This is a genomic window from Paenibacillus kribbensis, from assembly GCF_002240415.1.
GTDB lineage: Bacteria > Bacillota > Bacilli > Paenibacillales > Paenibacillaceae > Paenibacillus > Paenibacillus kribbensis.
The window spans coordinates 4,039,626-4,061,178 of sequence record NZ_CP020028.1 but is presented as its reverse complement, the minus strand read 5'-3'; the positions used below and the strand labels follow the sequence as shown (position 1 = coordinate 4,061,178).

15 protein-coding genes and 1 pseudogene are annotated in these 21,553 nt (G+C 50.6%); 15 read left to right on the top strand and 1 reads right to left on the bottom strand.

Annotated features, from left to right (window positions below; genetic code table 11):
* The first annotated feature begins 119 nt into the window (after window positions 1-119).
* The 10 genes from B4V02_RS18070 to B4V02_RS18025 all read left to right on the top strand — a co-directional run bounded on the left by B4V02_RS18070 (window position 120) and on the right by B4V02_RS18025 (window position 16,483).
* Window positions 120-890: an alpha/beta hydrolase gene (locus tag B4V02_RS18070; RefSeq protein ID WP_094155829.1), complete on the top strand. Its 771-nt coding sequence runs from the start codon at window positions 120-122 to the stop codon at window positions 888-890.
* Window positions 891-1,207: 317 nt separating this feature from the next.
* On the top strand, window positions 1,208-1,993 hold the full coding sequence (locus B4V02_RS18065; RefSeq protein ID WP_094155828.1) for a 2,3-dihydro-2,3-dihydroxybenzoate dehydrogenase: 786 nt from the start codon (window positions 1,208-1,210) through the stop codon (window positions 1,991-1,993).
* A gap of 81 nt (window positions 1,994-2,074) precedes the next feature.
* Window positions 2,075-3,361 (top strand): isochorismate synthase DhbC, encoded by a 1,287-nt coding sequence (gene dhbC / locus B4V02_RS18060; protein WP_094157031.1) that lies wholly within the window; start codon window positions 2,075-2,077, stop codon window positions 3,359-3,361.
* A 33-nt stretch (window positions 3,362-3,394) separates the two neighbouring features.
* Window positions 3,395-5,020 (top strand): (2,3-dihydroxybenzoyl)adenylate synthase, encoded by a 1,626-nt coding sequence (locus B4V02_RS18055; protein ID WP_094155827.1) that lies wholly within the window; start codon window positions 3,395-3,397, stop codon window positions 5,018-5,020.
* 76 nt (window positions 5,021-5,096) lie between these two features.
* Window positions 5,097-6,146, top strand: coding sequence for an isochorismatase family protein (locus B4V02_RS18050; protein ID WP_094155826.1), 1,050 nt, complete (start codon window positions 5,097-5,099; stop codon window positions 6,144-6,146).
* A 14-nt stretch (window positions 6,147-6,160) separates the two neighbouring features.
* Entirely contained in the window at window positions 6,161-13,615 is a 7,455-nt protein-coding gene (locus B4V02_RS18045) for an amino acid adenylation domain-containing protein (protein ID WP_094155825.1), read from the top strand.
* A 38-nt stretch (window positions 13,616-13,653) separates the two neighbouring features.
* The gene (locus tag B4V02_RS18040; protein ID WP_007429477.1) at window positions 13,654-13,872 is read left to right on the top strand and encodes an MbtH family protein; all 219 of its coding nucleotides are present in this window, start codon (window positions 13,654-13,656) and stop codon (window positions 13,870-13,872) included.
* A gap of 296 nt (window positions 13,873-14,168) precedes the next feature.
* Complete coding sequence (locus tag B4V02_RS18035) at window positions 14,169-15,230, top strand: SPFH domain-containing protein (protein WP_094155824.1); 1,062 nt, start codon at window positions 14,169-14,171, stop codon at window positions 15,228-15,230.
* Window positions 15,227-16,228 (top strand): NAD(+)/NADH kinase, encoded by a 1,002-nt coding sequence (locus tag B4V02_RS18030; protein WP_094155823.1) that lies wholly within the window; start codon window positions 15,227-15,229, stop codon window positions 16,226-16,228. The genes B4V02_RS18035 and B4V02_RS18030 overlap by 4 nt, the downstream gene beginning before the upstream one ends.
* A gap of 75 nt (window positions 16,229-16,303) precedes the next feature.
* Window positions 16,304-16,483: a hypothetical protein gene (locus B4V02_RS18025; protein ID WP_007429480.1), complete on the top strand. Its 180-nt coding sequence runs from the start codon at window positions 16,304-16,306 to the stop codon at window positions 16,481-16,483.
* Window positions 16,484-16,552: 69 nt separating this feature from the next.
* Here the strand turns inward: B4V02_RS18025 and B4V02_RS18020 are convergent.
* Window positions 16,553-17,636, bottom strand: a pseudogene (locus tag B4V02_RS18020) (LuxR C-terminal-related transcriptional regulator).
* Between the two features lie 141 nt (window positions 17,637-17,777).
* On the opposite strand from B4V02_RS18020, the gene B4V02_RS18015 reads away from it, so the two are divergent.
* The 5 genes from B4V02_RS18015 (at window position 17,778) to B4V02_RS17995 (ending at window position 21,429) form a co-directional block, all read left to right on the top strand.
* Window positions 17,778-18,620 carry a class I SAM-dependent methyltransferase gene (locus B4V02_RS18015; protein ID WP_094155822.1) on the top strand — a complete coding sequence of 281 codons (843 nt, stop codon included), beginning with the start codon at window positions 17,778-17,780 and terminating at the stop codon, window positions 18,618-18,620.
* The gene (locus B4V02_RS18010) at window positions 18,607-19,692 is read left to right on the top strand and encodes a saccharopine dehydrogenase family protein (RefSeq protein ID WP_094155821.1); all 1,086 of its coding nucleotides are present in this window, start codon (window positions 18,607-18,609) and stop codon (window positions 19,690-19,692) included. Before B4V02_RS18015 ends, B4V02_RS18010 begins: the two co-directional genes overlap by 14 nt.
* A 214-nt stretch (window positions 19,693-19,906) precedes the next feature.
* On the top strand, window positions 19,907-20,086 hold the full coding sequence (locus tag B4V02_RS18005; protein ID WP_094155820.1) for a hypothetical protein: 180 nt from the start codon (window positions 19,907-19,909) through the stop codon (window positions 20,084-20,086).
* Window positions 20,087-20,110: 24 nt separating this feature from the next.
* The gene (locus B4V02_RS18000) at window positions 20,111-20,824 is read left to right on the top strand and encodes an HAD family hydrolase (RefSeq protein WP_094155819.1); all 714 of its coding nucleotides are present in this window, start codon (window positions 20,111-20,113) and stop codon (window positions 20,822-20,824) included.
* On the top strand, window positions 20,821-21,429 hold the full coding sequence (locus B4V02_RS17995; protein WP_094155818.1) for a GNAT family N-acetyltransferase: 609 nt from the start codon (window positions 20,821-20,823) through the stop codon (window positions 21,427-21,429). The genes B4V02_RS18000 and B4V02_RS17995 overlap by 4 nt, the downstream gene beginning before the upstream one ends.
* Window positions 21,430-21,553: the final 124 nt, after the last annotated feature.

Below are 21,553 nucleotides of genomic sequence, written 5' to 3'. Positions count from 1 at the left end.
TCCAATTCTGGGTTAAGGCTCCAAAGGAGGTAATCCCCATCAAAAACCAATTTGTTCGAAGTCATGGTTTCAGCGATGCTGACGCACTTGTGTACATTCCCCGCAGTCAGCATCGAGTGATGCGCTCACGCATTGCAAACCGTGAATATCATATTTTTATAGCTATTCCTTCTGAGGAACCTCCGGCATCAGGTTATCCGGTTATATATGTATTGGATGCTAATTCTGTGTTCGGAACAATGGTGGAAGCGGTGCGTGTTCAGGGCAGACGGCCTGATAAAACGGGCGTTGTTCCAGCTATCATTGTCGGTATAGGCTACCCGACTGAGGCACCGTTCCATCCTTCTCGATATTACGATCTTACATTGCCAGGAACGGAAGTAGAGCTTCCCGTAAGACCAAACGGAGAAGCATCTATGGAAAGCGGGGGAGCTGAAAATTTCCTGTCATTTATTGAAGATGAGCTAAAGCCTGAGATGGAGCGTGATTTTCACATCGACCGCAGCCGACAGACGATCTTCGGACATTCATTGGGGGGGCTGTTCGTATTACATACCCTGTTTACAAGACCCGACTCTTTTCAGGCCTATGTGGCGGGAAGCCCCTCTATTCACTGGGGCGGGAGAGCCCTTATGGAGGAAGAGAAAGACTTTGTAGCCTCCACAGCTCAGGAGCAGCAGAATACAAGGCTGTTAATTGGGGTGGGAGAGCTGGAGGCAGGACATTCGAGTGGTATGCAGGAAAAGGCCAAGGAGCTTGCCGAGCGCTTAACAAATGTGAAGGATTCGAATTTGCATGTTGAATTCCGTGAATTTGCAGATGAAGGCCATATATCCGTGTTACCGATACTGGTGAGCAGAGCCGTTCGTTTTGCTTCGATTTGTCACTAAATAGATAAAAAAGACCAAAAAACGAAGATATTTAAAGGAATATAGAGCAAATAAAGGGATAAAATTCAAAAAACCTTCTCCAATGCTACCAGGAGAGGGTTTTTTGTATTGATAATCCGCTTAAATGTATAAATATGGACTAAAATATACGATTATCAACATTGACTGTAATTGATGGTTTAGTTATCATATTTTGTAACTTGTTATTGATAATGATTATCATTATTAATTATTTAAATTCAAAATGAATGACGATTACAGCAGAAACTGGGCATTAAACTGCTTCTTTTGATTTCGCTGGAAAGGATGGAATGAACATGAGTGATGACGGAATACAGGGGAAGGTAGCCCTGGTTACAGGTGCCGCCCAAGGTATCGGTGCTGCTGTGGCGCGTTCTCTGGCCGAATTGGGAGCAACCATTGCTGCTGTAGACCAGAATGCGGAGGGTGTGAGCAGGCTGGTGGACGAGCTGGTGCGTGACGGCTATCGCGCAACAGCATTTCCCGTCGATGTCAGCCAACGTGTGGCTGTCGACGAGACGGTGGAACAGATTGAGCATCAGCTCGGGCCAGTCGGCATTTTGGTGAATGTTGCAGGTGTGCTGCGAATGGGGCAAGCAGACACGCTCCGTGACAGCGACTGGACGGAAACCTTTGCTGTAAACACAAACGGTGTCTTTTACATATCCCGGGCTGTGGTGAAGCATATGATACCCCGGAAATCGGGTTCGATTATCACGGTAGGGTCCAATGCGGGAGCTGTGCCTCGAATGTATATGGCAGCTTATGCAGCTTCAAAGGCCGCTTCGGCGATGTTTACCAAATGCTTGGGATTGGAGGTTGCCTGCCATCACATTCGCTGTAATGTGGTGTCCCCAGGCTCTACGGAGACAGAAATGCAGCGGTCCCTGTGGTCTGATGAGAATGGTGCACAAGCAGCTATTGACGGATCACCGAACGCTTACAAGGTTGGCATTCCACTGCAAAGGCTGGCTGATCCGGCAGATATCGCGGATGCTGTTGTTTTTCTTGCTTCGGACAAGTCACGCCATATAACGATGCATGATTTGCGCATTGATGGTGGCGCTACGTTAGGTGTCTAAAGTGGAGTGTAGCAGTTTTGTATGGAAATAGATAATGGCAATCGTAACAGAAAACAATTGAAAAAGGGGGCAATTGAACGTATGAAATCCAATACTGCGTTTGAAGTGCAAGCGACTCAGTTGCTAAAAGATTACAAGCCAGGCTCTTCCTTCTTTTTTGCGTCACCTAGCCGGACTTTACTGGCTCAAGGTACGTTGGGAGCATTGCCGCATGGGGAGGCAAGCGATACGGAGGGCGGATTGGCCGAGCGTGTAGCCACGCTGCTTGAGAGTGTGCGTCAGTCCCACGGTGGACATCCGATTGTGGTGGGCGCTATTCCCTTTGATGATTCACGGGCAGCACAGCTGCTGGTTCCGGCGGAGACTCGATGGGCAGGGCCGCTTCATTCTGACTCTACGAGCTGGCACTCCGAGAATGGGAAAGCTGTTGGTTCGGCGAATGCTGCCGACAGTGTGAACCCGACGAAGCTTGGGCAGGCTCCGGCCTACGGCATTCGTTCCGTACCCGAACCGTCGGAGTTTGTACAAGGGGTGGAACAGGCCTTGAAATATATTGCGTCCGGGGAGCTGAACAAAATCGTGCTGTCCAGAACGCTGCAGCTGGATACTTCGGAACAAGTTGACATTCCCGGTTATTTGCATAATTTAGCCAGACATAATATCAAGGGCTATACCTTCGCTGTTGATTTACCTGCTTTGGAGGCGGTAGAAGCAGGCTCGGACAGGGCTGATGTGGGTGTGGAACAGCGAACGCTGATTGGAGCCAGCCCCGAGCTGCTCGTTTCCCGAGAGGGACTGCATCTGACGGTTAATCCGCTGGCTGGCTCTGCACCTCGCAGTGATGATCCTGTCGAAGATAAGCTACGGGCTGCGGCACTGCTGGAATCAATCAAGGACCGGCATGAGCACGCGGTAGTCGTTGAAGCGGTGGCCCTGGCACTCAGACCGCTATGCCGGAGACTGGATGTGCCGCAGGAGCCTTCGCTGATACAAACAGAGACGATGTGGCATCTTTCGACTGAAATTACGGGAGAATTGGCAGATTTGTCGGTTTCATCTCTGGCCATTGCCCTGGCGCTGCATCCTACGCCAGCCGTGTGCGGTTCGCCTACACAGCAGGCCAAAAAAGTTATCCAGGATATCGAATCGTTTGATCGGGGCTTTTACACGGGGATTGTTGGATGGTGTGATGCAGCGGGAGATGGAGAATGGGTGATTACGATCCGTTGTGCAGAAGCTGCAAAGCATTCCTTGCGTTTGTTTGCGGGGGCAGGCATTGTGGCGGCTTCAAACCCGGAAGACGAACTGGCGGAAACAGCAGCCAAGTTTGGAACCATGCTTCAGGCATTGGGACTGAAGCATGAATAATGAGAACGATACAGAAAGAGGAGGAATATCATGATGTTGCCCGGATGCCCTACATGGCCGCAGGAATTTGCCGATCGTTACCGGAAGGCAGGCTACTGGGAGGGAGTGACCTTTGGAGAAATGTTGCGGGAGCGTGCAGTATCGCAAGGTGACCGGACGGCAGTGACAGACGGTCAAAAAAGTACAAGCTACCGTGAATTGGATGAAAAAGTAGATCGGCTGGCAGCCGGATTTTACCAATTGGGAATTAGACCGACGGATCGGGTCATCGTTCAGTTGCCAAATATCACGGAGTTTTTTGATGTATGCTTTGCGCTGTTCAGATTGGGGGCGCTGCCCATATTCTCACTTCCGGCTCATCGCAGTAGCGAGATTGCCTATTTTGCCGAGTTTTCCGAGGCGGTCGCTTACATCATTCCAGATGTATATTCGGGCTTTGATTATCGTGGACTGGCCAGAGAGGTACAAGCCAGAGCGGCAACCCTGCGTCATGTCATTGTCGTAGGCCAGCCGCAGGAATTTACACCTCTATCCGGATTGTATATCGAGCCCGATCAGTCGTTACCCCAGGTGCTTTCGGGGAATATTGCCTTTCTCCAGCTTTCCGGCGGGAGTACAGGCTTGCCCAAGCTGATTCCAAGGACACATGATGACTATATTTACAGTCTGCGAGGGAGTGTTGAAATATGTGGCCTGGACGAAAAAAGCGTATATTTAGCCGCGCTTCCGATGGCTCACAATTATCCGCTCAGTTCCCCGGGTGTCTTTGGAACCTTGTATGCGGGAGGCAAAATTGTACTTGCGCCTACGCCCAGTCCAGATGATGCCTTTCCATTGATTGAACAGGAGCAAGTGACGATTACTGCTTTGGTCCCGCCGCTTGCGCTGGTATGGCTTGATAGTGCTTCGTCGAGAAGCTGTGATTTGTCCAGTCTTCAGGTGCTTCAAGTAGGGGGGGCCAAATTCAGTGAGGAGGCTGCTCGTCGGATCAAGCCGGAACTTGGGTGTACCCTGCAACAGGTGTTTGGCATGGCGGAGGGGCTGGTCAATTATACCAAACTGGATGATCCGGAGGATATCATTGTAGCAACTCAGGGACGTCCCATTTCAATCGACGATGAAATTAAAATATTGGATGATGAGGACAAGGAAGTGGCACCGGGAGAGCTAGGCCATTTGCTTACACGCGGACCTTACACGATTCGGGGTTATTATAAGGCGGATCAGCACAATGCGAGAGCATTTACACGGGATGGATTTTATCGTACGGGCGATTTGGTGAGGTTGAGTCCTGATGGCAATGTGATTGTGGAAGGCCGAGCCAAGGATCAAATTAACCGGGGCGGGGAGAAGGTGGCAGCTGAGGAAATTGAAAATCATTTGCTGGCCCATCCTGGTGTGCATGATGCAGCGATTGTAGCCATGCCTGACGAATATTTGGGTGAACGCTCCTGCGCTTTTATTATCCCGTATGAGATGGTGCCGACCGTGACGGAGTTGAAGAATTTTCTGCGTGAACGTGGTTTGGCGGCTTACAAAATTCCTGACCGAATTGAGTTTATATCAGCGTTTCCACAGACCAGTGTAGGCAAGGTTAGCAAAAAAGCATTGCGGGAAATGATTGCACAGCAGTTATCATCTGCACCTGAAGTGCATTGAGACGTAACGATGAGCAAGAACACATAAAGCAAGACAGACACGCGGAATGAATCGAAAAATGAAAGGAAGCGATATGATGGCTATTCCTCCAATTTCAGCTTATCCGATGCCGGGTGCTTCGGATTTGCCCCAAAATAAAGTGGCATGGCGGCCTGATCCCGGACGTGCAGTGCTGTTGATTCATGATATGCAGCAATATTTTGTTACTGCTTTTGAGGCTGGACAATCTCCGGTCAAGGAGTTGATCGCTAACATTCAGCTGTTGAAAAGCCACTGCCAGCAGCTTGGAATACCTGTAATCTATTCGGCGCAGCCGGGAGGTCAGGCTCCGGAGAAAAGGGGGCTGCAGCAGGATTTTTGGGGCAAGGGGATGGATGATGGACCTGTTCAAAAGGAGATTGTGAACGAGCTTGCCCCTTCGGATCAGGATATGGTTTTGACGAAATGGAGGTATAGCGCATTTCAAAAAACCAATTTGGACGATATATTGCGGCAATATCATCGCGATCAGATCATGATTACCGGTATTTACGCACATATTGGCTGTCTAATGACCGCGACTGAGGCATTTATGAAGGATATACAGCCTTTTTTTGTAGCTGACGCCTTGGGGGACTTTTCACTGGAATACCACAAAATGGCCCTGACTTACGCTGCCGAGCGTTGCGCAGTTACGATGCTGACTGCCTCCTTGATTGACGAGTTGGAGGCTGCGAAGGGGACGGCAACGGAAGGTGCACAGGTGCAAAGTGGAAATATGGCAACAGCTCAGACAGGCATAGCTGACCAGAAGCCTGGTGAAAGAGAAAGCGCGGCAAAGACTTCAAAGTCAGCAATGGCTGAAAAGGAAGTGACTGCGGCTCCGCAGTTAACTGAACAATTGGTACGCGAGCAGGTCGCAGGATTGCTGCATGAATCGCCGGAAGGATTGGCTGCCCACGATAATCTGATGGATAGGGGACTGGATTCGATTCGCATGATGAGTCTTGTGGAAAAATGGCGCCGCTACGGGGCAAAGGTGACGTTCGTGGAGTTGGCTGAACGCCCGACACTTGCTGATTGGTGGAAGCTATTGTCTTCGCGAATTAGGAAGGTATTGCCTAATTACGACTATTTTTCCCTTTAAAGGAGGGTTTGTGTATGCTCAAGCATCAGGATATTCGTCTTCCTTTGTCGGGAGCGCAAGCGGGTATTTGGTTTGCCCAGCAGATGGATTTGCAAAATCCGGCCTATAATACTGGTGAATACGTTGAAATTCACGGGCCAGTCGATCCCATTTGCTTTAAGGAAGCACTTCGCCGCACGATGGCAGAGGCTGAATCACTGCATTTGCGGTTCGGAGAGGATGAGGATGGACCCTGGCAGGTGATTCAGCCTTCGGAGGAATGGACGCTGCACCAAATCGATGTGAGCGCAGCGCCTGATCCTCGTAAAGCTGCTGAAGTCTGGATGAGGGATGATTTGCTCAAGCCGATTGACCTTACCCAAGGGCCGCTGTTTACACAGGCATTGTTCCGGGCAGGCCATCATCAATTTTTCTGGTATCAGCGTGTTCATCATATTGCATTGGATGGCTTTGGCTTTTCGCTCATAGCGCAGCGGGTGGCTCAATTGTACACATCTTTAGCGGAAGGCCGCTTTGAAGAAGAGGGTCGCTTTCCGCGGTTTAGTCAATTATTGGAGGAAGATTCGGCCTATCGTGCCTCGGAGAAGTTTGGACAGGAGCGTGAATTTTGGAACAAACGCTTTGCCGATGGGTTTGAGGTGGTCAGTTTGGGAGACCATGCGACGAGAAACTCCGGGCATGTAACTTCGAAAGAAGTGATGGCTGGAGGTTTCGTACGCGACACAGCTTATGTCACCTCTGCGGAGCGTGAACGTCTTCGGAAGGCTGCGGAACGTCTCAATGTGAGCTGGCCGGATTTAATTTTGGCGGCAATGGCTATTTATATTCACCGGCTCACAGGTGCACAGGACGTTATACTTGGTTTGCCGATGATGAACCGATTAGGCTCAGCCTCACTCCGTGTGCCGGGTATGGTGATGAATCTGCTGCCGCTGCGTTTGTCCGTTCAGCCAGAGATGAAGATAGCCACATTGCTCCGCCAATTGGTGCAGGCGTTGGGTGAGATACGGCGTCATGCAAAATACAGGCATGAGGAGCTGCGGCGTGATCTGCGCTTGCTTAGTGAAAACAGGAGATTGTTTGGTCCATTGGTCAATATTATGCCATTTGACTATGAGCTGAATTTTAACGGTTCTCGCGGAACTACACATAACCTGTCGGCAGGCCCGGTTGATGATCTGTCCTTGAATGTCTATGACAGGTCGGACGGATCTGGGTTGCGCATAGATTGGGATGCCAACCCTGCTATGTATAGCAAACGAGAGATAGAAGAGCATCAACAGCGTTTCTTGCAGTTGCTTACAAAGGTCGCAGCTTCGGAACCAGAGCAGCCGATTGGACAAATCGACCTCCTGCTGCCTGCGGAGCATCAGCTTATCCTGGAGGGCTGGAATTGTTCTTCCAGTCCGATGCTAGTCGCTTCCTTACAGGAAATGCTACAGCAACAGGCGGAACTTAGACCTGATGCTGTAGCTGTGGAATGTGGCAACGACATGGTTCTTAGCTATAAGGAGCTGAATAAGAGGGCGAACCGATTGGCCCATTGGTTGATTGCTCATGGGACAGGACCTGAGCAGGTCGTTGCCCTGATGCTCCCACGCTCCGTCAACATGGTTATAGGGATGCTGGCTGTGCTTAAAACGGGCGCGGCTTATGTTCCACTGGACCCTGATTATCCGCAGGATCGTGTTGCTTATGTGCTGGAGCATGCGTCTCCAGTTTGCATTTTAACAAATGCCGAAGTAGCAGATCGCATTCCGACAGAGATTTCTGTGCCACGTATGCTTTTGGATGGAGGAAGCGGCCAAGAGGATTTGACAGCCGTTTTGAACGGACACAGCAATGAATGTTGCGCAGCCTACCCGGATACGAATCCTACGGATCGCGAACGTGTTCAGCCTCTATCCACGGACCATCCTGCGTATATGATTTATACCTCTGGCTCGATGGGCAAGCCGAAGGGAGTCGTTATTACTTTCAAGAGCCTGACGAATTTTTTGCTCGCCATGCAGGATCAATTCACGTTGTGTGAGCAGGATCGACTGCTGGCAGTTACGACGATATCCTTTGATATTTCCGGGCTGGAAATCTATTTGCCTTTACTGAATGGTGCGCAACTGATTATTGCCCGGAAAGAAACGGTTCAGGAGCCTTCTGCTTTGGCCGAACTGATTAACCGTTCACAGCCTACCCTGATGCAGGCGACGCCTACGCTGTGGCATGTGCTGGCAACAGAACATGCAGGGTCTATTCGGGGCTTGCGGGTGCTGGTTGGAGGCGAGGCTCTGCCAGAGGAATTGCTGCATATACTCCAGCGTCTGGATTGCCGCATTACGAATCTGTATGGTCCCACTGAAACGACGATTTGGTCTACCGCAGCTTCCATCGAAAAAGAGGACACGGGAACACCAACTATCGGCAGACCTATCCGCAATACGCAGGTATATGTGCTTGACGGTAGTCTTCAGGCAGTTCCGGCAGGGGTAACAGGGGACCTGTACATTGCCGGGGATGGGCTGGCTCGGGGATATCACGGCCGCCCGGATTTGACAGCGGAGCGTTTTGTAGCCAATCCGTTTGGTCCTCCGGGGAGTCGTATGTATCGAACTGGAGATTTGGCCCGCTGGAGATTGGATGGATCTCTTGAATACGGGGGGCGTGCGGACCACCAGATTAAAATTCGCGGCTTCCGCGTAGAACTGGGTGAAATTGAAGCCGTTTTGGCGCGGCATTCCGATGTAGCCCAGGTTTCTGTGATTGTTCGTGAGGACCGGGAGGGCGATCAGCGGCTGGTTGCCTATATCGTACCGAACGCTGCTACAGCAACGTCGGTGCTAACCGGAGCCGAGACAGAGACGATTCAGCAGAAGCTGTGTAAGCCATCGGTACAAAGCGAGCAATCTGATCAAAAAGCACCTAACGAACAAAAAGCACCTGCCGAACCAGCTGGATATCAAAGTATAAGAGGGGGCTTGGGCTCATCGCCTCATCGTTTGCATTCACTGGCGTTACGTGAATTTGCTGCTGCGAGTCTGCCTGATTATATGATACCCTCAGCGTTTGTGATGCTGGAGTCCTTGCCGCTCATGCCCAATGGGAAGCTGGACCGTAAGGCATTGCCTGCCCCTGTTATGGATAAGGATTTCCACGCTCGTACTCCCAGAACACCGCAGGAAGCCATATTGTGTGACCTGTTCGCAGAAGTACTGGCACTACCGAAAGTTGGTATTGATGACAGTTTCTTTAATCTGGGGGGGCACTCACTGCTTGCCGGACGCTTGATGGCCCGAATCCGTGAGATATTCGGGGTAGAGCTGAATATGGGCAGCCTGTTTGAAACTCCTACGGTTGCCAGCTTTGCGGAACGACTGGATCATGGGCAGAGCTTAAGGCCCTCATTGCTTCCAGCCGTACGTCCACAACGTATTCCCCTCTCCTTCGCCCAGAGTCGATTATGGTTCCTGCATCGGATGGAGGGACCAAGCCCTACATATAATATCCCACTCGTTATCCGTATGTCGGGGGATGTAAATGTGGAGGCGCTTCAAGCCGCCTTGGGAGACGTCGTGGCCCGCCATGAGACGCTGCGTACGATTTTTCCAGATGTGCAAGGTGTATCGCAGCAGGTCATTCTGGAAACACAGCAAGCTTGGCCTCTCCTGCGTGTGATGAAAATCTGTGAGACAGAGCTGCCACATTTACTTGCAGAAGGGTCCCGTTACTGCTTTGATCTTGCAGTGGAGCCGGCTTTGCGAACGGAGCTGTTCACGCTGTCTGCTGACCGGCATGTGCTGCTCGTGCTGCTGCACCATATTGCCGGAGATGGCTGGTCGCTAAATGCACTCACAAGTGATTTGGCTACAGCCTATGCTGCTCACATTGAGCGTTATGCACATGCGGCGGAACAACCCGGGCAGCCTGAAAGTATAACACCGGTGTTGCCGAAGCTGTCTGTACAATATGCAGATTATGCACTATGGCAGCAGGAATTGCTTGGCAAGGAGAACGAAACCGACAGTCTGATGAACAAGCAGCTTGCTTATTGGCATAACGCATTGAAAGGCCTGCCGGATCAAATAGACCTGCCTACAGACTATCCGCGTCCATCCGAGGCGAGCTACCGGGGGGATACCGTTGCATTGCGGATAGCTCCCGAATTGCATGAGCAGTTGCTGCGTTTGAGTCGTGAAAATCGGGCCAGCCTGTTTATGGTGATGCAGGCCGGGCTCGCCGCATTGCTGACCCGATTAGGAGCAGGGACGGATATCCCGGTGGGCAGTCCGATAGCGGGACGCAGCGCAGAGGGACTGGATCAACTCGTGGGCTTGTTTATCAACACGCTGGTGCTTCGTATCGACACATCGGGCGACCCTACTTTCCGGGAACTGTTGGAACGGGTCCGTCGTACTTGTCTGGATGCGTATGAACATCAGGATGTACCCTTCGAGCGCCTCGTAGAGATGCTGAACCCAACACGCTCCAGATCGAGACATCCATTGTTTCAGGTGATGCTTGCTTTACAAAACACTCCTGATCTTGAATTGCCATTACCGGGTGTGGAAACTCAGTTGCAATTGGCCAGCGTGGGTGCAGCGAAGTTTGATCTGACGGTGGAGCTGCGAGAATATCGGACTGCAGACGGGCTGCCTGATGGAATCGAGGGCTGGATCGAATACAATACCGATTTATTTAAAAGGGAAACGATAGAGGCTATGAAGGTACGGCTGGAGCGGCTATTGGCAGCTGCGGCGGCTAATATGGAAGAACCGATAGGGGCCCTGGATATTCTGGGACCAGAGGAACGACACGAAATTCTCGTGAAGTGGAACGGTGACCCGAACGCGAGCACTCGTCTTAACCAAGCGTCTATCTTGAGCTTGCCTGTTTTATTCGAACAACAGGCTGCCCGTACCCCGGGAGCTGTTGCAGTTTCATACGAAGGCAACCAGCTAAGTTATGAGGAATTGAACGCGCGTGCCAATCGACTGGCACATCTGCTGATCGCACGTGGTGCAGGTCCAGATCGCATTGTGGCACTGGCGCTTCCCCGGTCACTGGATATGGTTATTGCGTTGCTGGCTGTGCTTAAATCGGGCGCCGCCTACTTGCCGCTAGATCCTGATTATCCGGCAGACCGTCTCGCTTATATGCTGGAGGATGCTGCACCTGCTCTGATGATTACCAGCATTCACGTGCCAATATCCTCAACTCCGGCCACAAGCACGGTGTTCCCGATTGTACTGGAGGATGCTCAGATCAATAAGGAGCTGAAGTCATATCCTGACTGCAACCCGGTGGATGCAGACCGTCTGAAGCCTTTGTTGCCGCTTCATCCTGCCTATATTATTTATACGTCCGGTTCTACCGGAAAACCAAAGGGTGTAGTTATTCCCCATCAAAATGTCGCGCGTTTGTTTGATTCGACGCAGCACTGGTTTCATTTTGGTCCGTCGGATGTATGGACTCTGTTCCACTCCTATGCGTTTGATTTTTCAGTATGGGAAATTTGGGGACCATTGCTTCATGGAGGGCGTCTTGTCATTGTGCCGTATACTGTCAGTCGTTCTCCGGAGCAGTTCCTGCAATTGCTGGTGGACGAGGGCGTAACGGTGCTCAATCAGACACCTTCGGCTTTTTATCAACTCATGCAGGCTGATCTTGAACAGCCTGCCCTTTCGCAAAAGCTGGCGTTGCGCTATGTGGTATTTGGTGGTGAGGCGCTGGAGCTGGGCCGGTTGACTGCATGGTATGAGCGTCATGCAGACGATGCCCCTACCTTGGTGAATATGTATGGGATTACGGAGACGACTGTACATGTCAGCTACATTGCGTTGGACCGTGATATGGTGGCTGTAAAAGCGAACAGTCTGATTGGGCGTCCCATCCCCGACCTGCGAGTGTATGTACTGGATCATCGATTCCAGCCTGTCCCGCCGGGGGTAACGGGTGATTTATATGTCGCCGGTGCTGGATTGGCACAAGGCTATTTGGGAAGACCCGCTTTGACGGCAGAGCGTTTTGTAGCCGATCCGTACGGTATACCGGGGAGCCGGATGTATCGGACAGGTGACTTGGCACGCTGGCGGTCTGACGGCTCGCTGGAGTATGCCGGACGTGCTGACCAGCAGGTCAAAATACGTGGCTTTCGCATTGAGCCAGGGGAAATTGAAGCGGCGCTGGTTCGGCATGAGGATGTGGCTCAGGCAGCGGTCATTGTCCGCGAAGATCAGCCGGGGGACAAACGACTTGTCGCCTATATTGTTCCTGTACCCGGCGGCGAACCGGAAGCATCCAGACTCCGACTGCATGCAGGAGCCAGCTTGCCTGATTATATGATACCGTCAGCTTTTGTCACGGTATCCAATCTCCCGCTTACACCTAATGGCAAGCTGGATCGTAAAGCACTACCCGCTCCCGTGCAGATGGCTGCAGGTGGAGGGAGAGGACCGCGAACGCCGCAGGAGGAAATCCTGTGTGATTTGTTTGCCGAGACGCTTGGCATGGAGCGAATCAGTATAGATGATGGCTTTTTTGATCTGGGCGGTCATTCATTGCTGGCGGTGAAGCTAATTAGTAGAATCCGCGAGGCCTTGGGTATCGAGTTGGGCATTGGCAACCTTTTTGGAACGCCAACAGTGGCTGGCCTAGCCGAGCAGTTGAACGTAGGTGCCAGTCAAGGGGCTTTGGACGTGTTGCTTCCTTTGCGTGCAAGCGGCGTGCAAGCTCCGTTGTTCTGTGTACACCCGGCAGGCGGATTAAGCTGGTGTTATGCGGGCTTAATCCAATCCATGGGCAAGGATTTTCCTATTTATGGCTTACAGGCTCGCGGGATCGCCCGACAGGAGGAATTGCCCCAGACACTGGATGATATGGCAGCCGATTATATTCGTCATATTCGCACTGTTCAGCCCAAAGGACCGTATCATCTGTTGGGATGGTCTTTGGGAGGGAATGTAGCGCATGCAATAGCGACACAGCTTCAATACGAAGGAGAGACGATTGCGATTCTGACTATGCTGGATTCCTATCCAAGCAATCATTTGCCGCTGCGGGGAGGACCGGATGAGGAGGAAGCGCTAATCGCTCTGCTGGCTCTGGGTGGTTATGACCCGGATAGTCTGAATGATGAGCCTTTGCGGCTTTCCACCGCCCTGCATATCTTGCGAAGCGATGGGAGCGCCTTGGCCAGCCTTAGCGAGGAGACGATTTTAAACCTCAAGGATACGTATGTAAATTCTGTGCGTATCTTGGGGAAGTATGTTCCGAGACGGTATAAAGGCGATATTTTATTTATCCGATCTACAATTATCCCGGATTGGTTTGAGCCGATTGCTCCGGAAACCTGGCTTCCCTATATTGATGGACAGCTAGAGCAACATGAACTGGATTGCCGCCATAAGGATCTGTGCCAGCCGGGACCTTTGGCGCATATTGGAAAACTGCTTGCAGCCAAACTACAGGCTTTCTAGGTCAAATGACGCCACAATCGAAAGGAGGAAAATAAATCATGGTTAACCCTTTTGAGCAGAATGAAGGTGGTTATTTGGTGCTTATGAATGGAGAAGGACAATATTCACTCTGGCCTGATTTCCAGCATGTGCCGGCCGGATGGGAGGTCGTTCACCAGACAGACAGCCGTGAGGCATGTATGGATTATATCAGCACACATTGGACAGATATGAGACCGGATTCCTTGCGTCCCAAGGCTGATGCAGTTCGTCGCTAATCCGGGGACATCATATCTTTATACAACTACACAGCTGTTGTGCATTATATGATCCGTGAAATGATGCAAAATGTAGAACCTTTTGATAATCTTATTTAAATTTTTGAAAATTTATAGAACAGGCAGTGAGACGAATCAGGCTGTTTCCTCTAACCGAGCATATCGGAGAGGAAGCGGCCTTTATTTTTTTTATAAATGTCATATTGAAATTATTGAAAAAGTGTGCTATTTTATTGTTAATAACAAAATGATAATAACAAAATATTATAAACTATAAGGAAGGCAGGGAAGCGACTATGTTTGGATTTAATTTTGTTAAATTTCAGCCCAGTGAGTATGTGATGAAGGTGAAGAACGGTAAGGTGGTCCGTGAGGGTGTCGGGCTATCCTTTTATTATTACGCTCCGACAACATCGGTCGTCGTCGTGCCTGTCTCTTCCATTGATGTGCCGTTCATGTTTGAGGACATGACGAATGATTTTCAGGCGGTAACGGTGCAGGGACAGCTGACTTATCGAATTGTGGATTATCGGAGAACGACACAGATCTTGAACTATACGTATGACTTGAAGGAAAAACGCTATATTTCAGATGATCCAGCTAAGCTGGCACAACGTGTGATAAATATCGCGAAGGTGCTTACCAAAAAGTATTTGGAGCGTGTCCCGCTCAAGGAGGCTGTTCAGTCTAGTGAGCGTTTGGCGCAAAATATGACGAAGGATATGGCTCAGCTTACAGAAATGGAAAATCTGGGAATCGAAGTCATGGGGCTGTCGATCCTGGCGATTTTACCGAATAAGGAGACGATGAGAGCGCTGGAGGCGCAGGCGAGGGAGGAAATTCTTCGCAATGCGGATCATGCGCTGTATGAGCGTCGTAATGCTTCCATTGAGCAGGAGCGGCGTGTGAAGGAGAACGAGCTAAACACGGAAATTGCGGTGGAGACGAAAAAGAGGCAAATCCGTGAAGCCCAGCTTGATGCCGAGCGTTCCGTGAAGCAAAAGCAAAGCGAGATGAAGGAGGAGCAGCTACGCTTTGACACGGCCTTGGAGGAGAAAAAACGCGAGCTGATTGAGCTGACGGTGACGAATAAAAAGGCAGAAGCCGACGCCAAAGCCTACGAGCTGACGGCAGTGATGAAATCATTGCAGGATGTGGAGCCGAATGTGCTTCAGGCTATGGCCAATATGGACATGAGTCCGGATAAGCTGATTGCGATTGCATTCCAGGAGCTTGCAGAAAATGCAGGCAAAATCGGTCAGTTGAATATTACGCCGGATCTATTGCAAGGTCTGATGTCAGATGGCGGATCAAACAGATCAGCAGGATCGAGAGGAACTGGAGGAAGAACACGATGAGCAGTCAGATGACAGAGCGCAAAATTATTCTGGTGAAGCGTAAAACGCGGCTGGAGGAGCTGATTGTCCGATATAATACGATCCAGCAGGCTCGCTTCTTTATGGAACGGCTGGGTGCGGATTTCAGCGATTATGTGCTGGAGGATGAGAATTACCGCAGGGCGGTGACGACGGCAACGTCTGAATTAACGGCCTTGGGCCGTGTTCAGATTGTGGAGCGGGAGCATGTGCCGAATTTTATTTTTGGCGAGCAGGACACGATAGTGGTGCTGGGTCAGGATGGGCTGGTAGCCAACACGTTAAAATATTTGAACGAGCAGCCGCTTATTGGCGTGAATCCAGACCCATTGCGCTGGGACGGGGTATTGCTGCCTTTTACCGTATCGGACCTGCACTGGGTGGTGTCGGATGTGTTCGTGCACAAGCGGCCGATTAAGGAAGTCACGCTGGCTAAGGCCCAACTGAATGATGGCCAGTCGCTGTATGCCGTGAACGATTTGTTCATTGGGCGCAAAACCCATGTCTCCGCGCGATACGAGCTGAGACTTGAGGATCAGGTAGAGCAGCAATCGTCCAGCGGCATTATCGTTTCTACGGGGCTGGGGACGACGGGCTGGCTGACCAGTGTGCTGGCCGGAGCGGCCGGAATTGTCGGCAGCGCTACGCGGCATCCGATTTCGCTGACTCCAGACCATCTGGTGCCGGGTGCAGCGTCAGGTCAAGAAGCAGCGATAGAACGAATGAACCATGATCATCGCGCAGTCTGGAGCTCGCCATCGCTTTATTTTACGGTGAGAGAACCGTTTCCCAGTCGGACGACCGCTGCGGAGCTGGTGTTTGGTCAGATAGCAGCCCAAAGACCGCTTCGAATTGCTTCGCAGATGCCGGAAAATGGGGTTATTTTCAGTGATGGAGTGGAAAGCGACTTTCTGGAGTTTAATGTGGGCATTGAGGCGACCATTGGTCCGGCGGAGAAAAAAGGGCATCTGGTTGTGTAGAGGTTTGTACAGGACGGCAATGGGTAATTATGAGTAAGGTACAACAATCCGATGAAACAAAAAGGAGGAATCAACATGAGCGACCACACGCAAGACGAAGCGAAAATCCGCAATCAGAAGAACGAGGACGGAGATTCCTTGATGGAAAAAACGAAGCTGGATAACGGCGTGGATATCGAGCCAGAGGCTGACGAATGGATTGCGAAGCCTTCCCCAGTGTCATACGATGATACGAAATCCTCTTCAAAGCAATAGGCCCTGCATTTTGATAGAGCAAATATGCAAAGACAGATGATCCTTGATGGTCATCTGTCTTTTTGGCATTTAATTGAATCTGGAATATACCTTCCATACCAGCTCACGACGGCTGCTTACATCCGTTTTTAAGAAAATGGCTTTCAGATGATCCTGCACTGTGTAGGCTGAAATATGAAGTTTGGTTGCCAGTTCTTTGGTCGAAAAGCCTTGAACAATGAGCTGGACAATCTGTCTCTCTCGCTCGGACCATGCATACACCTCTGCCATAAGCGGTAGCATATCGTTTGCCTTGGCAGGCTCAAACCATACGGCTAGCTGGTTCTCGCCTATATGTCCCTGTCTCCCTTGAAGGAGGGTGGCCCTGAGTGTTACCCAAGGGATTCCAGCGTCTGCGGAGGGAATACATAATCTGGCCTTTGGAGTGGATGTGACGGAAGCTTGCCCGAACGGCGGGAGGGCTGTGGATAGCGCTCGCAAGCAGACCGCTCGGACCGGGAAGTACGCTCCCATCGATTCCCTCCTGCTGACGAAGCAGCTTTAGCCACTGCTCTGCTGTTATATTGGACGAAATCGGAATTAATTTGTCAGAAAGCACCAGAACCCCTGGCTCCATTTCATTTTCCGTAGTCGTGCTGGGAACTGGGCACAAGCCGACACTGGCTTGACGTAGATGATAGGCTATGGACGGCGCCAGTGCTTCAAGCAGTTGTTGCTCCTCGGTACTGAACGCAGGCTGTGTATGGTGGCGGAACAGCGTAAGGAATCCCCAACAGCTTCCCTTGTACATAAACGGAACACGCAGCTCATCCACGAATCCGGCGGGGTGTAAAACCTCTCTAAACCGTCTGCTCCGATCCGGCTGCCCTTGTGTAGCCCCGTGTAGTGTCGCTATGGATCGTCCTTCTCGCACTAACTGATCGTATTTCATCATATCGTCGTGCAAATATTCGTATTCCAGCAGCTTGTTATGGATGTGTCCCACACCCGATTCCGTAAATGCCCCCGTAGAAAGCAGTGTATGCGGATCTACCGAGGTGCAGCACGCAGCATCGAAAGAAACCTGAGTACGCAAGCGGTCGATTAGCGTATGCTTGTACGTTTGCTGTCGAGCGTCCTTAAGCTGTGCCAGTTGTGTAAAGTGTACGTTCATAAGCTGCTCCCATCGAAATCCCACATTTATGGGATGGTGGATATACGTATGGCCTTTATAATTGAGAATGATTCTTAATTAAATCTACATTATAGGAATGGTCGGGGAAGATCAAGGCCAAATGTTTGGAGGGAGCCATCAATGAAGCATATCCATACCGAAAATACAGATTCATCCCAACCCATGAGCTGGAATCATCCAAGTGTGCATAAGTACGCCGATACGATTGCTTTAAAAATACCGGGATACGCCCATTTATATGAAATGACAGATCGTTTGATATCCGCACAGCTGGAGACACAAGCCTATGCGCAGACCACAGAACCGAAGGTCCTGATTGTCGGAGCGGGAGGGGGGCAGGAGCTAATTACGCTTGGAGGACGGCATGAAACGTGGTCCTTTACGGCAGTTGATCCCTCTGAGTACATGCTGGATTTGGCACGCAGGCGTGTGACGCAAGCGGGTATCGGTTCAAAAATATCGTTTGTTACAGGTACGTTGGGAGATTTGCTGTGTATACAGCGCAATGAGCAGTCTGAAAAACAGTCCAAACAGTCCAAACAGCCCAAACAGCCCAAACAGCCCTACGAAAATCCGTTATATGACGCTACTACCTGCCTGCTGGTGCTTCATTTTCTTCAGGGCTTGGAGAGCAAACAGGCATTGCTACACCAGATATCCGCTCGTCTCAAGCCGGGTGCGCCTTTTTGTCTAGCTTCTATCAATGGGAATCCGCAAGAGCCTGCATTCTCAATACAAATGCAGGCGTGGAAAGGCCATATGCTGAATCAGGGCATTCCTCTGGAGGACTGGGAGCGATTCGCCGCATCCATCGGCAGTGGGTCAGACCCGGTGTCCAATACGGTAATACAGGAAATGCTGGCGGATGCAGGCTTTTCCCACATTACCCGGTATTATGGCGCTTTTTTAGTGAATGCGTGGTTTGCGGTTAAGGGGGGAGAGGCAGCTCATGGCAAAGGATAATATCATCATCATTGGCGGATATGGTCATGTCGGAAAAATAATATGCATCGAGTTAAGTAAATGGTTCCCCGGCAAGGTGTTTGCCGCAGGACGTAGTCTGGAGCGCGCCACTGAATTTAGCCAGCAAACAGCAGGTAAAGTACAGCCTATGCAGCTAAATATTCATGAGCCAATTGCTCCGTCAATACTAGAACAGGTTAAAGTCGTTATCATGTGTCTGGATCAGGAAAATACAGCCCTGGTACGTGCCTGCCTGCAGCATGGCGCGCATTACATGGATATTACCGCCAATGGAGCTTTTTTGCATCAGGTGGAGCAGTGCCATCAGGAGGCACGAGCTTATCAGACCACAGCCCTGTTAAGCGCGGGATTAGCTCCTGGACTGACCAATCTGCTGGCGTTGCAAGCGACACAGCTTATGGATCAGACGGAAGAGCTGAACATATCTCTGATGCTGGGCTTGGGGGATGAGCACGGTCAGGCTGCTATTGAATGGACAGTGGATCAGATTCATACGGACCTGGAGGTTATGGAAGAGGGACGTCCGGTGATGCGAAAAAGCTTTACCGACGGCAAAGTGGCTGATTTCGGTGCAGGAGTGGGCCGCCATCGGGCGTATCGTTTTCCATTCTCGGACCAGCAGATACTTCCTCGTACACTCGGTATTCCCACGGTTAGCACACGCCTTTGCTTTGATTCGCGGTTGACTACCCGGCTGCTGGCAGGACTGCGAACCACAGGGTTATCAGGCTTGCTCCGACAGCAATCCGTGCGGGATGTAGTGGTTCGCAGCTTCAGCAAACTGCATCTTGGAGGGAATGGTGTAGCGGTCAAGGTAGATGCACGGGGAACCCTCAAAGACAAGCAGACGGAGGTCGAGTGCCAACTAAGGGGGCACCAGCAGTCCAATTTAACCGCCAAGGCAGCTGTGTTTGCAGCGCTGGCTTTGTACCGTTCAGAACTTCCCTATGGTGTATTTCACATGGAGCAGTGTTTTGCGTGGAGTCGTATGCGGGATTGGCTGGGACAGCTGGTAGCCGTAGAGATTCAGGTGAATGGACAGCATGTTTAGAAGTTATATATTCTAATAAAAAGATCCTTCATATCATCCAAGCCTTATTCAGCAATGCATTGCGGATAGGTCTTGGATTTCTTTTCCTATTGGATTACACTAGAAAGAAGTACATATTTTTGGGAAAGACCGGTGGGGATGATATGAAATGTGGAACCCCAATCCGGTCGATAACGGTCAGGAGTAAATCAAAACGAAAGAGAGGGAATAGGACGTGAAGGTGGAACAGGATTTGGAAGAAATCAAACAAAGATTGGCTCACATCGAGGCGAAGCTGGAACGCAGATCGACCTCCGGGAGACTCATGAAGTATATGATTATCATCCTCTTGTCTGTTTTTTTCTTGTTTTTTGCGCTCGGAGTTGTTCAATTTGTTTCCAGTTCTTCGGTGTAAGAGGATGGAAGAGGGGAGTTGCTTATGTCTGTAGAAGCGATTATTTTTGATTTGGATAATACGCTAATTCATCGTAAACAGGCGTTTGCGGCATATGCGGAGCGCTTTGTGGAACGATTTATTGTGGCAGAAGGTCCGGAAAAGCGGGAAGCTGTAATCGAACGGATGCGTCTGGCGGATCAGGACGGATATCGGGACAAGAGGGAGCTGTATACCGAGCTGCATGCAGATTTGGAGTTGAAAAATCCCGATACGACAGTACAAGAGATGCTGGGCTTTTGGTATGGTGAATTTCATAAGTTTACGGTACTGATGGACGGGGCCAAGGAAGTGCTGTCCGAGCTGCGGTCACGCGGGTTGAAGCTGGGTATTATCACCAACGGCTCACTCCGCTCGCAGCAAGCGAAAATCGACCGGGTGATGCTGAGGGATTATGTGGATTCCATTATCGTATCAGGCGGCGTGCACATTGAGAAGCCTAATCCCCGAATATTCGAGCTGGCTCTACAGGAGCTGGAAATTGCCGACCCTGGTCATGCGTGGTATGTTGGGGATCATCCGACAAATGATATTCGTGGTGCGCAAAGTGCAGGCCTGCATACCATCTGGCTGGAAGGTTTTATGCCGTGGGAGGAAAAGGGCATCGTACCAGACGATCAGATTGGGAGTCTGCGTGAAATCATCACTTGGCTGGATCGTCAAAGCTATTCGGCGAATACGGAGGAGGGAGCATCATGAGCATACAGCATCATAGGCATGAATCAAACGATCATACCAAGCCTATCCTGCTATCGTTTCCAGAGCAATTTCAGACGGAACGATTGACGATTCGCGCTCCGCAGTGGGGGGATGGAGCAACGGTCAATGAAGCGATCCGTGAGAGTGTGAATGAACTTCGACCGTGGCTTCCTTTTGCGAGAAACCTTCCTACACTGGAGGAATCCGAGATCCGGTCACGCGAAGCCAGACTTCAATTTCTGGAGCGGTCTAACATGATGCTGTATGTATTTGATACGGCTTCGGGAGAATTTGTAGCCAGCAGCGGCTTGCATCGTATCGATTGGGATACACGCAGATTTGAAATCGGGTATTGGCTCAGAACATCATGGACCGGGAAAGGCATTATAACGGAGGCAGTTCATGGTATTACGGATTTTGCTATACAGCATTTGGAGGCAAACAGGCTGGAGATTCGTTGTGATTCCAAAAATACACGCAGCGCCAAGGTAGCGGAACGAGCAGGCTTTACTTTGGAGGGTATTTTAAGGAACGTCGAATATGACGAAGAAGGAAAATGGGCACACCAGATGGTTTTTGCCAAGGTGCGCGGTATTGAATTTTAGCATCTATTGCGGAGGCTCATGATGATTAATTATAAGATGAAAAATATAGACAAGCTGGTGTGCATACAATATGACATCAGCATAAGGTTTGGCATTTTTGCAAGCGCTATCCCAAGGAGAAGCT

Bases quoted from the DNA above. Each gene is read 5' to 3' on its own strand.
- B4V02_RS18070 (WP_094155829.1), top strand. From the start codon at position 120: ATGCGCTCACGCATTGCAAACCGTGAATATCATATTTTTATAGCTATT.
- B4V02_RS18065 (WP_094155828.1), top strand. From the start codon at position 1,208: ATGAGTGATGACGGAATACAGGGGAAGGTAGCCCTGGTTACAGGTGCC.
- dhbC (WP_094157031.1), top strand. From the start codon at position 2,075: ATGAAATCCAATACTGCGTTTGAAGTGCAAGCGACTCAGTTGCTAAAA.
- B4V02_RS18055 (WP_094155827.1), top strand. From the start codon at position 3,395: ATGTTGCCCGGATGCCCTACATGGCCGCAGGAATTTGCCGATCGTTAC.
- B4V02_RS18050 (WP_094155826.1), top strand. From the start codon at position 5,097: ATGGCTATTCCTCCAATTTCAGCTTATCCGATGCCGGGTGCTTCGGAT.
- B4V02_RS18045 (WP_094155825.1), top strand. From the start codon at position 6,161: ATGCTCAAGCATCAGGATATTCGTCTTCCTTTGTCGGGAGCGCAAGCG.
- B4V02_RS18040 (WP_007429477.1), top strand. From the start codon at position 13,654: ATGGTTAACCCTTTTGAGCAGAATGAAGGTGGTTATTTGGTGCTTATG.
- B4V02_RS18035 (WP_094155824.1), top strand. From the start codon at position 14,169: ATGTTTGGATTTAATTTTGTTAAATTTCAGCCCAGTGAGTATGTGATG.
- B4V02_RS18030 (WP_094155823.1), top strand. From the start codon at position 15,227: ATGAGCAGTCAGATGACAGAGCGCAAAATTATTCTGGTGAAGCGTAAA.
- B4V02_RS18025 (WP_007429480.1), top strand. From the start codon at position 16,304: ATGAGCGACCACACGCAAGACGAAGCGAAAATCCGCAATCAGAAGAAC.
- B4V02_RS18015 (WP_094155822.1), top strand. From the start codon at position 17,778: ATGAAGCATATCCATACCGAAAATACAGATTCATCCCAACCCATGAGC.
- B4V02_RS18010 (WP_094155821.1), top strand. From the start codon at position 18,607: ATGGCAAAGGATAATATCATCATCATTGGCGGATATGGTCATGTCGGA.
- B4V02_RS18000 (WP_094155819.1), top strand. From the start codon at position 20,111: ATGTCTGTAGAAGCGATTATTTTTGATTTGGATAATACGCTAATTCAT.
- B4V02_RS17995 (WP_094155818.1), top strand. From the start codon at position 20,821: ATGAGCATACAGCATCATAGGCATGAATCAAACGATCATACCAAGCCT.